General features: G+C 72.0%; 10 protein-coding genes. 7 read left to right on the forward strand and 3 right to left on the reverse strand.

All coding sequences use genetic code 11. The features are described 5' to 3' along the window. The first annotated feature begins 25 nt into the window (after positions 1-25). The gene (locus VC184_RS12780; RefSeq protein ID WP_323986478.1) at positions 26-1,720 is read left to right on the forward strand and encodes a long-chain-fatty-acid--CoA ligase; all 1,695 of its coding nucleotides are present in this window, start codon (positions 26-28) and stop codon (positions 1,718-1,720) included. A gap of 9 nt (positions 1,721-1,729) precedes the next feature. Here VC184_RS12780 and VC184_RS12785 read toward each other — a convergent pair whose 3' ends face one another. Further along, on the reverse strand, positions 1,730-3,250 hold the full coding sequence (locus tag VC184_RS12785) for an FAD-dependent oxidoreductase (protein WP_323986479.1): 1,521 nt from the start codon (positions 3,248-3,250) through the stop codon (positions 1,730-1,732). Between the two features lie 61 nt (positions 3,251-3,311). On the opposite strand from VC184_RS12785, the gene VC184_RS12790 reads away from it, so the two are divergent. Together VC184_RS12790 and VC184_RS12795 are read left to right on the forward strand one after the other, a co-directional pair. Further along, the gene (locus tag VC184_RS12790) at positions 3,312-3,977 is read left to right on the forward strand and encodes a TetR/AcrR family transcriptional regulator (protein ID WP_323986480.1); all 666 of its coding nucleotides are present in this window, start codon (positions 3,312-3,314) and stop codon (positions 3,975-3,977) included. Between the two features lie 46 nt (positions 3,978-4,023). Then, the gene (locus tag VC184_RS12795; protein WP_274178980.1) at positions 4,024-5,271 is read left to right on the forward strand and encodes an acyl-CoA dehydrogenase family protein; all 1,248 of its coding nucleotides are present in this window, start codon (positions 4,024-4,026) and stop codon (positions 5,269-5,271) included. Between the two features lie 18 nt (positions 5,272-5,289). On the opposite strand, the gene VC184_RS12800 is transcribed toward VC184_RS12795, so the two are convergent. Continuing rightward, the gene (locus tag VC184_RS12800) at positions 5,290-6,270 is read right to left on the reverse strand and encodes a COG1470 family protein (RefSeq protein WP_323986481.1); all 981 of its coding nucleotides are present in this window, start codon (positions 6,268-6,270) and stop codon (positions 5,290-5,292) included. Positions 6,271-6,344: 74 nt separating this feature from the next. Beyond that, complete coding sequence (locus VC184_RS12805) at positions 6,345-8,216, reverse strand: alkaline phosphatase (protein WP_323986482.1); 1,872 nt, start codon at positions 8,214-8,216, stop codon at positions 6,345-6,347. Between the two features lie 219 nt (positions 8,217-8,435). Here VC184_RS12805 and VC184_RS12810 point away from each other — a divergent pair, with 219 nt between their 5' ends. From VC184_RS12810 to VC184_RS12825, 4 genes are all read left to right on the forward strand, one after another. Next, on the forward strand, positions 8,436-9,593 hold the full coding sequence (locus VC184_RS12810; protein WP_274179039.1) for an AI-2E family transporter: 1,158 nt from the start codon (positions 8,436-8,438) through the stop codon (positions 9,591-9,593). A 9-nt stretch (positions 9,594-9,602) separates the two neighbouring features. Further along, the gene (locus VC184_RS12815; protein WP_112617487.1) at positions 9,603-10,646 is read left to right on the forward strand and encodes an ATP-dependent DNA ligase; all 1,044 of its coding nucleotides are present in this window, start codon (positions 9,603-9,605) and stop codon (positions 10,644-10,646) included. Positions 10,647-10,789: 143 nt separating this feature from the next. Continuing rightward, entirely contained in the window at positions 10,790-12,904 is a 2,115-nt protein-coding gene (locus VC184_RS12820; protein WP_323986483.1) for a phosphatase PAP2 family protein, read from the forward strand. Positions 12,905-12,984: 80 nt separating this feature from the next. Further along, the gene (locus tag VC184_RS12825; protein WP_274178985.1) at positions 12,985-14,283 is read left to right on the forward strand and encodes a threonine/serine exporter family protein; all 1,299 of its coding nucleotides are present in this window, start codon (positions 12,985-12,987) and stop codon (positions 14,281-14,283) included. The last annotated feature ends 3 nt before the right edge of the window (positions 14,284-14,286 follow it).

Genomic DNA, 14,286 nt, shown 5'->3' on the forward strand with positions numbered 1-14,286 from the left:
ATGCCGCGGAATGCAGGATGGGGACATGACCGCCCTCGAGTCCCGCCCGTGGCTGTCGGCCTACGCCGACGGCGTCCCCGCCGAGATCGACGAGGTGACGCAGACCCTGCCGGAGATGCTCGCCGCGACCGTCGAACGGCACGGCAATCGGACCGCTCTGGAATTCTTCGGCGCCACCATGACGTATCGCGAGCTCGGCGCGAACGTCGACCGGGCCGCCGAGGGGCTGCGCCGGCTCGGGGTGACCGCGGGCGACCGGGTGGCGATCGTGCTGCCCAACTGCCCGCAGCACGTCGTCGCGTTCTACGCGGCGCTGCGCCTCGGCGCGATCGTCGTCGAGCACAACCCGCTCTACACGGCCCGCGAGCTGCGCCACCAGTTCGAGGACCACGGCGCGCGCTTCGCCATCGTGTGGGACAAGACCGTCGACACCATCGCCGACTTCCCGACCGATCTGCGCGTCGAGCGCATCATCAGCGTCGACGTCACCGAGGCGCTCCCCCGCGGCAAGCGGATGCTGCTCCGGCTGCCGATCGCGAAAGCACGGGAGTCGCGCGCCCAGCTGACCGCGAAGCCGCGGACCAAGGATGCACTGCCCTGGTCGAAGCTCGTCGACCACCGCCCCCTGTCGCGTCGTGTGGCGGGACCGACCCTCGACGACACGGCGTTGCTGCAGTACACCAGCGGCACGACCGGCATCCCCAAGGGCGCCGTCCTGAGCCACCGCAACCTGCGGGCCAACGCGAGGCAGGGGCGCGCGTGGGTTCCCGGGCTCGTCGAGGGCGAGGAGACGTTCTACGGCGTCCTGCCGCTCTTTCACGCCTACGGCATGACGCTCTGCCTGACCTTCGCGATGAGCATCGGAGCGAAGCTCGTGCTCTTTCCGAAGTTCGACGTCGGCCTCATGGCGGATGCCGCGAAGAAGAGCCCGCCGACGTTCCTCCCCGCCGTGCCGCCGATCTACGACCAGCTCGCCCGCGCAGCATCCCGCGGCACCATCGACCTCTCGCGCGTGCGGTTCGCGATCTCGGGAGCGATGAGCCTGCCGGTCGCCACCGTCCGCCGCTGGGAGGACACCACGGGCGGGCTCCTCGTCGAGGGCTACGGCATGACCGAGTCCTCCCCCGTCGCGCTCGGCAATCCCATGGGTCCCTCGCGCCGCCCCGGCACGGTGGGGGTGCCGTTCCCGAGCACGGACATCCGCATCGTCGACCCCGACGACCCGTCGGTCGACCGCGAACCGGGCGAGGAGGGCGAGCTGCTCCTGCGCGGTCCCCAGGTGTTCTCGGGCTACTGGCGCCGCCCCGCCGAGACCGCCGACGCGCTGCTGCCCGGCGGCTGGCTGCGCACCGGAGACATCGCCGTCGTCTCGCCCGACGGTTTCGTCACGATCGTCGACCGGCTCAAGGAGCTGATCATCACCGGCGGGTTCAACGTCTCGCCCAGCGAGGTCGAAGACACCCTGCACGCGCACCCCGACGTGGAGGCGGCGGCCGTCGTCGCGGCTCCCCGCTCATCCGGTGGCGAGGAGGTCGTCGCCGCGGTCGTGTTGCGCGAGGGCGCTTCGCTGGACGTCGAGGGGCTCCGCGACTTCTGCCGGACGCGTCTGGCCGCGTACAAGGTCCCGCGCCGCATCGTCGCGGTCGACGACCTGCCCCGGTCGCTCATCGGCAAGGTGCTGCGACGTCAGGTGCGCGAACAGCTGCTCGCGCGGGACTGACCTCTCGGGTCAGCGCAGACGTCGCAGGCCCGTCGAGGCGGGACCCTCGATGCGCTCGCCGTCGGGGGTGAAGCGCGACGCGTGCAGCGGGCAGTCCCACGTGCACTCGAGGTCGTTCCACTCGAGCACACCGCCCATGTGCGGGCAGATCGCGCTGACCGCCCGCGTCTGACCGTCGACCGTCGAGACGCCCACCGGCCGGGCGTGGTGCTGCGCGACGGTCCCTTCGCCTTCCGCAGGCTGCGCGACCGGGGTGGACCGGGCCAGCGCCGCGGTCCAGCCCTGCGCGGCGACGGCTCCGACCTTCGCGTTCTCGGAGACCCCGCGCGCCAGGTCTGCGGGCACCGTCAATCGCGTTCCGATGACCGTCATCCAGGTCGGCCGCTCGCGCATCTTCTCGCCGCGCAGTTCGCTGGCGATCCGCAGGGCCGCTGCCGGCGCGTTCGTGAGCCCCCACTTGGCGTAGCCGGTCGCGAAGCGCACGCGACCGAGCGAGCGCGGCATCGAGCCGATGAACGGCACGAGGTTGTGCGAGGTGTAGTCCTGCGCCGACCAGCGGTGGGTCTCCGCGCCCACCGGGAAGGTGTCCCGGGCCCACGCGATGAGCTCGTCGAGTTTCGCGAGCTCGCTGTCGGTCCGGCCGACCGGGTGTCCGGCGCCGCCGACGATGAGCTGCGGTGACCGCTCCGGGCCGGCACCGTCGGCGGCCGTCGCGGTGCGCACCGACCGGGTGGGGCTGTCGGCCGACAGGTACATGCCGTCGGGCACCTCGCCCTCGAGGTCGAACGACACGCACGCCGACCGCATCCCGCTCACCTTGGCGAAGTAGAGCCCCCGATCGGTGATGGGGGCACCCGTGGCGAGCACGATCTTCCCGGCGAACAGCGGGCCCGCCTCGGTGTCGACCCGCGGCCTCGGCACGACCCGCACCCGGCTCACCGCCGTGCCCAGGTGGAGCCGACCTCCGGCCGCGACGAACGCGGTCGCCAGTGCCGCCAACAGGCTCATGGGGTCGATCGCGCGCTGACCATCCAGAGCGACGGCGCTGGCCATGTGGACGGGACTGGCGGCGAGCTCGTCGGCGCCCGCGAGCCGCACGTCGAGGCCCGCCTCCCGGGCCGCCCGGTACTCCTCGGTCACGGCCGCCACGCCTTCGGCCCCCTGCGCATGCGTGTACGCGGTTCGGGTCGTGGTCGAGACCCCGAGCTCGTCCGCGGCGCGGGTGATCCACTCGAAGCCGTCGCGGTTCGCGTCGAGATAGGCCCGGACGAGGGATGCCGGGTGGTGCCGGCGGAGCGATGACAGCGTCGTGCCCTGCAGAAGCGAGATCTTGCCGGTGTTCGAGCCCGAGGCGAGCTCGCCGATGCCGCCGCGCTCGACGATCGCGACATCCATGCCGCTCCGGACCAGCTCGAGGGCGGTGGCGAGGCCGGTCAGCCCCGCGCCCACGATGATCACGTCGTGGCGTCGACCGGGTTCGAACGGCGTTCCGGCGGGCACGGTGACGTCGGACTTCCAGAGCGCGGTCATCTTCGCAGTCAACGCCGAGCGCCGGACGGCGGCAAGCGACTTGACACTAGGCTCGGTGCCCATGACCGAGGCCTCCCGCACCCCCGGCGACCCTCTGGTGGCCGCGGCCGTCGCGATGTTCGACGAGCAGGGGTACGAGCGCACCTCGGTCGACGACATCGCGCGGGCGGCGGGTCTGTCGCGGTCGACGTTCTTCCGGCAGTACGGCGGCAAGGACGATGTGGTCTTCGCCGACCACGACGTGGCGATCGCGACGCTGCGCGAGCTGCTCGAGACGCCGCACGAGAGCCCCTGGCGGGCCGTGTGCGACGCCGCCCTCGCGGCCTTCGACCATTTCGCCGCCGATGTCGAGCTGGCGCGACGCCGGTATCGCGTGGTGCGGGGTGTCCCGGCACTGCGCGAGCGCGAGATCGTCATGGTCTTCCGTTACGAGCGGCTCTTCGGCGACCACCTGCGCGAACGCCTGCCCGACCTCGATGCCGCTGAGGCCGTCGCCTTCAGCGCTGCCGTGACCGCGGTGCACAACCATGTCCTGCGCCGCCTCCTGCGCGGCGACGACGCCGTCACGCGAGCCACGGTGGAAGCCGCGCTGGACGGCCTGCTGCATCGCTTCGGCGTGCACCCCGACGGTCAGGCGCCCGCCGCCGACGACGTCGTGGTGGCCGTCTTCCCCCGCCGCATGCCGCTCGCCGAGGTCACCCGCCGTCTCCGCGCCGATCTCTCCTGAGTGCAACCGGTGACACTCAGTGCCATTCGGGGCGATACTGGATGTCATGAGCGATGAAGCCGACCGTGATCTCGACGCGCTCCCCGGCGAGCGCGTCGCCTCGTATGTCCTGACGGGACGCCGCGACACCGACTACTACGGCGTCTTCGCCGACGTCGACGACGAGGACCGGGCCGCCTGGAACCGCGCCCGCGCCTTCGTCGACGAGGTGGGCGACCGGATGCAGCAGGCCTGGGACTCCGCGATCTACCCGCTCGACCTCGTCCGGCGGATGGGTGAGCTCGATCTCTTCGTCGACGGCATCGAGCATGCGGACCTGACGCGCATCACGCCGCTCGGGGCGGGCCTGGTGACGATGGAGATCTCGCGCGGCGACGGCTCGCTCGGCACGGCGCACGCGGTGCAGGGCGGGCTCGCGCTGCGCACCCTCGCGCTGTTCGGCTCGCCCGCCCAGCAGGAACGCTGGCTGCGCCCCCTCGCGACAGGCGAGGTGCTGGGCAGCTTCGCCCTCACCGAGCCCGACCACGGCTCCGACTCGGTCTCGCTCGAGACCGTCGCCCGCCGCGAAGGCGACGAGTGGGTGCTCCGCGGCGCCAAGAAGTGGATCGGCAACGGCGCCTCGGGCGGCATCACGTTCGTGTGGGCACGCGTCGACGATGAGGGCGATGATCTGCACGGCTCGGTGCGCTGCTTCCTGGTCGAGCAGGACCGCCCGGGCTACACCGGCACCGTCATCGCGGGCAAGGCTTCACTGCGCGGCATCCACCAGGCTCACGTGGCCCTGCGCGACGTGCGGGTTCCGGCCGACGCGGTGCTGGAGGGCACGAGGTCGTTCCGGGATGCCTCGACCGTCCTCTACGCCACCCGTTCGGGGGTCGCGTGGTCGGCGCTCGGCCACGCGACCGCCTGCTACGAGGCTGCGGTCACCTATGCCGGGGAGCGCATCCAGTTCGGGCGGCCGCTCGCCCGCTCGCAGATGGTGCAGGAGCGCCTCGCGCAGATGCTCGACGAGCTCACCGCGATGCAGCTCTACTGCCGCCGCCTCGCCGACCTCGAGACCGCCGGCGGCCTGCGCCCGACCCAGGCCTCCCTGGCGAAGTACCACAACACCCGCGCCGCACGGCGGATCGCCCAGGTCGCGCGCGACCTGCTCGGCGGCAACGGCATCCTGCTCGAGAACGGGGTCATGCAGCACATGGCCGACATCGAGGCGATCCACACCTACGAGGGGACCGAGAGCGTGCAAGCGCTGTTGCTCGGCCGCGACATCACCGGCGTCGGCGCGTTCACCTGATCCGCGGTGGGCGGCGGCTCAGCGCGCGCGCCGGCGCAACACGATGACCGCCACGAGCGCGATGATTCCCGCGCCCAGCGCGACGACCGCGATCGACGACCAGGGCACGGCCGGCGTCGAGAACCCCGAGGATGCCGCTTCGGGCAGCGGCACGCGATCGTCGCCGAGCGAGATCGGGGTCACCGCGACCTCGCCGGCGGCGAAGAACAGCGGCGTAATCGGCAGCTCGATGCGCTGCGTCGCCGATCCGCCGGGCAGCACCTCGAGCGCTTCACCGGCACCCCTGCCCGGCATGAGCCCCAGCGGCCCCGCGGCCTCGGCGGCGGCGCTCGCCCCGAACCGGACGTTGCCGGTATTGGTCACCTGATACTCGACCGTCAGGGTCCCGGGCGCGAACGGAATCCACGACGGTGTGAAGCTCGCCGTGGCGGCGTCGATCCGCAGCGCGGGGGCGATCTCGCCGGCAACCTGCAGGTGCACGCGCACGCCGACGCGGTGCGTCACCGTCACACCCGTCTCGTCGGTGCTGAGTCCGGCGACGATCCCCGCGGGATGATCGCCCGGCGTCGCGTCCGCCGGAACGGCGATCGTCACCGGCAGCACCCGGGTCTCGCCCGCCGCCAGGGCCAGCGACCCCCCGTCGAGCCCGCCGACATCGATCCACGCGCCGCCCGCCTCCGGCTCATCGGTGCGGACGTCGTAAGCACCGTCGGTGCCGACGAGCCCGTCACCGGCGGTGACGGCGAAGACGGCGGGTTCGGCGGAGTGGTTGGTGACCGCGACGGCGTCGGTGATCGCGGCGCCCGGGTCGATGGTGTGCCGCAGCGACACCCGGCCGTCGGGTCCCGCAGCGTCGGCGGGGACGACCCCCCACTCGATCGCGGGGGACTCCGGCGCGGCAGCCGATGCCGGGACGACGGTGAGCGAAGCGGACGCCGTGAGCGCGACGAGGACGCCGGTCGCCAGCAGCACGGCACGGACGAGAGAGATGCGGGGCATGGTGTCTCCGGTGAGCGTGGGCGGGGACGGGCGGGAGCCCGCCCCCGCCGATGGGGGTGTGCTGCGCGGGACGCTCAGTCCTGCGCGAACAGGGTGAGCGTGATCTCGCTGCCGTACCGACCGCCCGCTGCCTCGGCGGGGATCGACAGGTCGAGATCAGCGCCCACGACCGTCGCGCCCAGGCGCGAGGTACGGTCCGCAGCCGCCAGAGTCGCGGGAGCCTCGAGGGTCGCGCGCCCGCCCGCGGTGGCGCCCGACTCCGACCGGACCACGCGCGGCGTCCAGGCGAGGTTCTCCGCCGCGAGCGTGCGGTTGCCCGCGACGAAATCGGTCGCGGAGCCCGCGAGCGTCCAACCGCGTCCCTGGGCGCGGACCTCATTGCGCGTATCGGCGACCGTCACGAGCGGCAGAGTGGCGTCGAGCCCCTCCCCCGAACCGCTGAACGACACCCGCTCGCCGTGGCCGGCGACGCTCAGGCGCAGGGCCCCCTCCGCCTGATGTCCCGCGACCGTGGCCTCGAGCGCCACCGCATCCGCCGAGCTGCGCTCGCCGTGTCCGAGGAAGTCGAAGATCGTCTCGCCGATCGCGGTGTTGTCGAGATAGGCGCCGCGGACGACGTCCCACTGATCGGCGCGCGCCTCGAGCACCTCGGCCCCGGCGCCCTTGGCGAAGAGCGGAACGAGCGCGTTGGTGTGTCCACCCGAGTGCCAGGTGAGGTCCGGCAGCTGACCCGCCGTTCCCGACATCGGCGTCCATCCGGCCTCGGGACCGGCGCCCGCACCCGCGAGGTAGCCGGTCTCGTGGTCTGCGGTGACGACGACGAGCGTCTCGTCCCAGCTGCTGTTCTCCTCGACCCACGCCTCGACGGCCTCGACGGCGTCGTTGAAGGCGATCTGCTCCTCGATCAGGCGCGTGGTCTGGTTCGCGTGGCCGGCCCAGTCGACCGCCCCGCCCTCGACCATGAGGAAGAAGCCCTCGTCGCCCGTGTCGAGCACGTTGAGCGCGCCGCGAGCGAGCGTGTCCAGGTCGGGGACGTCGTTCGCGGGATCGGTGTACGGCAGCACGGCATCGTTGGCGAGACCGGGACGGTTGTACTGCAGCGTCTCGGCCACCTGCGCGAGGCCGAACACCTTCTCGGGGACGGCGGTGCCTGCGGCGAGAGCTTCGAAGTCGGCTCTGTCGTCGATGAAGCTGTAGGGCGTGGCGCCCGTCGACACCCGCTCGTAGTCGTTCTGCGCGATCCAGGTCCAGTCGGCCGCACGCGACTGGTGTCCGTCGGTGTACATCGGGTGTCCGCCGCCCATGAGGACGTCCACGCCGCTGTCGATCATCTCCGCCGCCAGGCCCTGGTAGTCGTTGCGGTCGGCGTTATGGGCGATGAAGCCCGCGGGGGTGGCGTGGTTGAAGGGCACGGAGGTGACGAGCCCGACCTTCTTGCCGACCTCCTGCGCCTGCTCGCCGACGGTGAGCAGGCGGTCCCCGCCCGGCTCGAAGCCGAGGGTCCCGTTGTTCGTCTTCACACCGGTTCCGAGCGCCGTGCCCGCTGCCGCGGAGTCGGTGGCGCCCGAAGCGACCCAGTCGAAGTCCCCCCAGGCCTTCTCGGTGACGTACTCCGCCCGACCCGAGGCCGAGTAGTGCGACTGGGCGACCTGAACGGGCCAGGTCTCGTAGGCCTGACCGGGCGTGGCCGCCTCGTGCGCGATCGCGCCGGTCGCGGGATCGACGGTGACCTGGTGCGCGCTCGTTCCGTGCTCGTAGAGGCTCGCGGCGTCGAACTGGTTGTAGCCCGCGCCGTCCGAGATCATCAGGATGACGTTCTTCGGAAGGGATGCCGGGTCGGCCTCGGTCGCGCCCGCGGCGATGGCGGGTGCCGACGCGAGGGCGAGGCCGGTGACGATGCTCGTCGCCGTCAATGTGCAGGCGCGCGTGTGCGCTCTCCGTTGCATGGAGATCCTCTTTCGTATCTGGGGGGAGGTGCGAAAGCCGCCGCGTGCGGGCGGCCCTTCAACGGTGGTCGGCGCAGGTGTCCACCCGCCGACACCTGAGCGACGGGTCGGTGAACGGGAGGAGCCGCGGACGTGACCGCCGTCGCCGCTGCCCTGCCCCGCGAGCGCCTCGAGCGCAACCCCGCGTCAGGGGCGTCGCGGTCCGCTAGCGTCGTCGTCATGAGCCTGTTCCGACGGAGACCGCGGCCCGAGATCGTGCTGGCGGATGCCATCGACCGCGACGCCGAGCGACCTCCCGCAGGCCTGTGGGCCGACGGCTTCGGGCGGCTGGCCATCCGCGGAGTGCAGATCATCGTCCTGGTGATCCTCGCGATCGGCGTCGTCTACGTGCTGCGCCAGGTGTCGGTCGTCGCGATCCCCCTGATCCTCGCGCTCATCTTCGCGTGCGCGTTCGCGCCGGCCATGAGCTGGATGCGTCGTCACGGGGTGCCGTCGCTGCTGGCGACGATCATCACCCTGCTCACGATCGTGCTGCTGCTCAGCGGCCTCTCGTGGCTCATCGTGTGGGCCGTCCGCGACCAGTGGGACGACCTGTACTCCCAGGCCGAGGAAGGATTCCAGCAACTCGTCGCGTGGGCGCAGACCCTTCCCTTCTCGATCGATCAGAAGCAGATCGACGAGTGGCTGGGCGCCCTCGGCGACTTCGTCACCAGCGCTCAGTTCGGCTCGGGCGCCATCGCCGGCGTGAGCGCGGTCGCGACCTTCATCACCGGCGCGGTGCTGATGGTGGTGATCCTGTTCTTCTTCCTCAAGGACGGCCCGCGCATGTGGGAGTTCCTGCTGCGCCCGTTCCGCGGGGCGAACGAGCAGCGGGCTCGCCGTATCGGCGACAAGACGGTCGTGGTGCTCGGCTCCTACATCCGCGGCACCGCCGCCGTCGCCTTCGTCGACGCGGTCGGCATCTTCATCGCGCTGCTCGCCCTCCAGGTTCCGCTCGCCATCCCCCTGGCCGTGCTCGTCTTCCTCCTGGCCTTCATCCCGATCGTCGGTGCGACGCTCGCCGGCATCCTGGCCGCGCTCGTCGCACTCGTCGCGAACGGCCCGCTCAACGCGGTCCTCGTCGTCGGTGCCGTCGTGCTCGTCAACCAGCTCGAGGGCAACTTCCTGCAGCCGGTCCTCATGGGCCGCACGATGAAGCTGCACTCGTTCGTCGTGCTCGTCGCTCTGACCGCCGGCACCGCGATCGGCGGCATCCTGGGCACCCTGCTCGCCGTGCCCATCACCGCCGTCGTCTGGGGGATCGTGCAGGTGTGGGACGGGCCGAACCTGCCCGCCCGCTGGGCCCGACCGAAGCCGCGCGAGCAGCTGCGCGCCTGAGGAACCGCGATGACCTACGACATCCCCGCGCCGATGCTGGCCAAAGCGGTGCCCGCCATTCCGGATGCCGGGCCCCGCGGCGCGGGGCTGTCGTTCGAGCCGAAGTGGGACGGGTTCCGCGCGATCGTCTCCTGGGACGGCGAGAGGGTCGAGATCGGAAGCCGCGGTTCGAAGCCGCTCACCCGGTACTTCCCCGAGCTCGTCGACGCCTTCTCGAGGCTGCTCCCCGAGCCGTGCCTCATCGACGGTGAGATCGTCGTGGCCACCGACACCGGTGCCGGCCGGCGGCTGCAGTGGGAGGCTCTGTCCCAGCGGATCCACCCCGCTGCCTCGCGCGTGGCGCTGCTGAGCGAGCAGACACCTGCCATGTTCATCGCGTTCGATCTCCTGGCCCGCGGCGAGCGAGACCTGCAGGCCGAGCCCTTCTCGCGGCGGCGTGAGGAACTCGTCGAGCTGCTGCGCGACGTGCCCGATCCGATCCACGTGACGCGCGCGACCGACGACGTGCGCACCGCGCGTCGCTGGCTCGCGGAGTTCGAAGGCGCCGGCCTCGACGGCGTCGTCGCCAAGCCCGTGGATCAGCCCTACGCCCCGGGCAAGCGCACGATGCTCAAGATCAAGCATGCCCGCACGGCGGACGTCGTCGCGATCGGATACCGCATCCACAAGTCCGGCACCGGGGTCGGCTCACTGCTCGTCGGGCTGTACGGCGATGACGGCGAGCTGCACGGGGTCGGCGGGGTGTCCGCGTGGAGCGACAAGCGGCGCCGTGAGCTGATCGACGAGCTCGAGCCGCTGGTCGAGCGGGATGCCGCCGGGGCGGCGGTCACCGGCGAATCCGACCGCTCGCGCTTCGCATCGTCGAAGGATGTCTCATTCGTGAGGCTGCGACCCGAGCTCGTGCTCGAGGTGCGCTACGACCAGCTCGAGGGTCGGCGGTTCCGGCACACGGTCCAGTTCGAGCGCTGGCGCCACGACCGGGACGCCCGCTCGTGCACGTTCGACCAGCTCGAGACCGTCGCCGCCTACGACCTTGCCGACGTTCTGGACTGACGGCGGGCGAGGGGGCGACACCGGCCGTTCACGCCGCGGCCACCGATCGTTGCGCGCCGCTTCCTAGCGTGCGAGAGTCGCCCGCAACCCCCGCCCGCCCGGGCTGGGGGCGCGATTCTCCCCCCGCATCCGAAGGACGCTGCATGCACCTCGCTCCCTCTGCTTCCGATCCATCCCGGCGCCGCACGGGCATCCCCCTGGCCGTGGCGGCGCTCGCCGTCACGACCCTCGCTCTCGGCGTCGCCGCGCCCGCGAACGCGACCGCCGGCGATCTGCTCGACGAGAACGCGATCGCACCGCACGCCGCTCCCTACGGCACGTTCGTCGACGTCTACACCGCGAACAGCTCCGCCAACACCACGCCCGAGACGAACCCCGCGATCGGTGTGCTCTCGGGAATGCTCGACCTCTGGCAGCCGGGAGCCACCTGGGACACCGGCCGGGCGACGGATGCCGGCGCGGCGGTGCTCGACGCCAACATCGCGCGCAACGTGGAGGTCGCGCGCACCCGTACCGCAGCGGACGAGACCGCCGCGTGGATCTTCGACCGCCGTCATCAGAGCTACAGCGCCATCGACGGACTCGGCCCGGCAGCCTCCGCGTTCCGCCAGGCGATGAATGCCGGCACCACGATCCCCGACGCCATCCCCGCCGACGCCACGACGGTGCGCTACGACGACGCCGGCAACGCGTCGGGCCGCTGGGCAGACCCGAACTCCGAGCTCGGCTCGGTCGTCGCGCTCGTCGACACGGTGCGCGGTCCCTCGGCCTCGTCGAACCCGTCGAAGAACTTCTTCAGCTACAAGCGACCCTTCCGCTGGGTGGACGACTCGATCATCGTCCCCGCGCTGATGCCGGTGCGAAAGCCCGACAGCGAGGCGGCGAGCGACGGCGGCTTTCCGAGCGGTCACACCAACGCCGCCTACCTCGCCTCGTTCGCCCTCGCCGACGCGGCGCCGCAGTACCAGGACCTCCTGATCGCGAACGCCGCCGAGATCGGCGACAGCCGCATCGTTGCCGGGATGCACTCCTCGCTCGACGTCATCGGCGGTCGCGTGCTGGCGACCGCCCTCGCCGCCGCAAGCCTGAACGATCCCGCGAACGCCGAGCTGCGCGCCGCCGCGTCGGCCGAGGCGCAGGGTCTGATCGACACGCTGCCCGCCCCGGCATCCACATCCACGCTCGACGATGCCGACTACGACGCGCTCGCGCAGCAGTACCGCGATCGCATGACCTACGGGCTGCCGAGCACGGGCATCGCCGGCCTGCCCGCACGCGTCCCGGCCGGCGCCGAAGTGCTGCTCGAGCACCGGCTGCCCTACCTCGACGCCGAGCAGCGCCGCTGGGTGCTCCACTCCACCGCCATCGACTCCGGCCACGCCGTGCTCGACGACCCCGAGGGCTGGGGACGACTCAACCTGTTCGAAGCGTCGAACGGCTACGGCGCCTTCGACACCGATGTCACGGTGACGATGGATGCCGGCTCCGGCGGCTTCGCCGCAGCCGACGAGTGGCGCAACGACATCGACGGTTTCGGGTCGCTGACGAAGGACGGCTCCGGCACCCTCGTCCTGTCGGGCGAGAACACCTACACCGGCGGCACAATCGTCGGCGACGGCATCGTGCAGGCGACCTCCCCGACGGCCCTCGGCACGGGCGACCTCTCGGTCACCGGCGGATCGCTCGTCGAGGCGACCTCCGGGCTCGCCGTGGGCGGCGACTTCACGCAGGCGAAGGATGCCGCGCTCGAGCTGTCGGTCGAGAACGCAGCGCCGGCCCTCTCGATCGCGGGCACCGCCACGCTCGGAGGCACCCTGCGCGTCGACATTCCCGCGGAGGCTCCGACCTCTCCCCTGCGGCTGATCGCGTACGGCGCGCGTGCCGCCGACACGACGTTCGACGCGGTCGAGATCACCGGCGCCGGCGCGGGCTTCGACGGCGCACTCGACTACCGTGCCGACGGGGTGTACCTCGTCGACGTCACCGCCCCTGGGGAGACGCCCGGCACCCCGGCGCCCGGCACCCCGGCGCCCGGCGTCCCGGCGCCCGGCGTTCCGATGCCCGGAGCTTCCGACACCGCTGCCGGAGGCGACTCCGCTGCGGCCATCGGCACGAGCGCGGCGCGGCCCACCACCGACCGCATCGCGCGGACCGGCGGCGAGGGCTCGCCGATCGGTCTCCTGATCGGCGGAGTCCTCCTGGTCTCCGCCGGAGGCGTCGTGCTGCTCTCGCGGCTCCGTCGCCTCGCGCGCCGCTGACAGCGCGGCGACCCGATCGACCCGATTGGTCCGGCCGATCCTCCCACCCGAGCAGCCTCCTCGGGTGGGAGGATCGAACCATGCGGGATGACCAGCGCGACGACGTCCCCGACGGCACCGCCGAACTGCACCTCGAGCCCCTGCGGTTCATCGCGCGGACGGATGCGGTCCTCCGCCTCGGCACGCTGATGCTCGGCGCGGGCGCTTCCTCGGCCCGTGTGCGCGACACGATGGACCGCACCGCTCACGGACTCGGCCTCGATCGCCTCGAGTCGCGCGTCGGGATGACCGACATCGTCATCACCGCGCAGCGGGGACAGCTCTTCCGCACGAGGGTGGCCGACGTGCGGCATCCGGTCGTCAACTCCGAGCGGATCGCCGAGGTCATGCACCTCTCCCATCGCGTCGCCGGCGGCGTCACCGCGGACGACCTGCAGCGCGAGCTCGACCGGATCGAACGGATGCCGCCGCGTTACCCGACCGCGGTGCGGGTGCTGGCCGCCGCGGCGGCCTGCACGGCCTTCGCGTTCCTCAACAACGGCGGATGGGCCGAGTGCCTGAGCGTGGCGCTGGCCGTCGCGCTCGGCCAGTACGTGCGCGTTCGCGGAGCCCGGCTGCAGGTCAACGAGTTCTTACTGGTGTTCCTGTCGGCTTCGGCCGCGCTGCTCACCTTCCTGGGCGTCTCGCATCTGATCGAGCTGCTCGGTGCGCCCTCGCCGCAGTACGGCGCCGCGCTGACGAGCGCCGTGCTCTACCTGGTGCCCGGATTCCCCCTTGTCACGGGCGCGCTCGATCTCGCCCGCCTCGATCTCAACGCGGGAGTGAACCGCGTCGTGTACGCCTGCCTCGTGCTGCTCTCGACAGGGTGCGCCGTGTGGGCCGTGGCCGCCGTGTTCCAGACGAGTGCCGTCGCCATCGCCGCCCCGGAACTGGGCGAGCCGCTGCTGTCGCTGGGACGCCTCGTCGCGGGGTTCGTCGGCGTCATGGGCTTCGCGCTGCTGTTCTCGACGCCCTGGCGCATCGCTCTCGCGGCGGCGGCGATCGGCACGGTCGCCAACGTGGGCCGCCTGCTCATGATCGACCACGGCACGATGCAGCCGGTCGCGGCCGCCGCAGCCGGTGTCGCGGTCGGATTCGGAGCGTTCGCCGTGTCGCGCTTCGTCCGGGCGCCGCGCATCACCCTCACCGTGCCCGCCGTGCTGATCATGGTGCCGGGGGCCTCCGCCTACCGGGCCATCGTCGGGACCATCGAGAGCGACACCATCAGCGCGGTGCAGTACGGGGTGACGGCGGTGTTCGTCGTCGTCGCTCTGGCGGTGGGCCTCACCGTTGCGCGTGTGGTCACCGAGCGCGAATGGCAGCGACCCTCCGCCCGGTGAGCG

Source organism: Microbacterium plantarum, from assembly GCF_035231185.1.
Lineage (GTDB): Bacteria > Actinomycetota > Actinomycetes > Actinomycetales > Microbacteriaceae > Microbacterium > Microbacterium plantarum.

Excerpts from the sequence above, each read along its gene's own strand:
- VC184_RS12780 (WP_323986478.1), top strand. The coding sequence starts at position 26 with ATGACCGCCCTCGAGTCCCGCCCGTGGCTGTCGGCCTACGCCGACGGC.
- VC184_RS12785 (WP_323986479.1), bottom strand. The coding sequence starts at position 3,250 with ATGACCGCGCTCTGGAAGTCCGACGTCACCGTGCCCGCCGGAACGCCG.
- VC184_RS12790 (WP_323986480.1), top strand. The coding sequence starts at position 3,312 with ATGACCGAGGCCTCCCGCACCCCCGGCGACCCTCTGGTGGCCGCGGCC.
- VC184_RS12795 (WP_274178980.1), top strand. The coding sequence starts at position 4,024 with ATGAGCGATGAAGCCGACCGTGATCTCGACGCGCTCCCCGGCGAGCGC.
- VC184_RS12800 (WP_323986481.1), bottom strand. The coding sequence starts at position 6,270 with ATGCCCCGCATCTCTCTCGTCCGTGCCGTGCTGCTGGCGACCGGCGTC.
- VC184_RS12805 (WP_323986482.1), bottom strand. The coding sequence starts at position 8,216 with ATGCAACGGAGAGCGCACACGCGCGCCTGCACATTGACGGCGACGAGC.
- VC184_RS12810 (WP_274179039.1), top strand. The coding sequence starts at position 8,436 with ATGAGCCTGTTCCGACGGAGACCGCGGCCCGAGATCGTGCTGGCGGAT.
- VC184_RS12815 (WP_112617487.1), top strand. The coding sequence starts at position 9,603 with ATGACCTACGACATCCCCGCGCCGATGCTGGCCAAAGCGGTGCCCGCC.
- VC184_RS12820 (WP_323986483.1), top strand. The coding sequence starts at position 10,790 with ATGCACCTCGCTCCCTCTGCTTCCGATCCATCCCGGCGCCGCACGGGC.
- VC184_RS12825 (WP_274178985.1), top strand. The coding sequence starts at position 12,985 with ATGCGGGATGACCAGCGCGACGACGTCCCCGACGGCACCGCCGAACTG.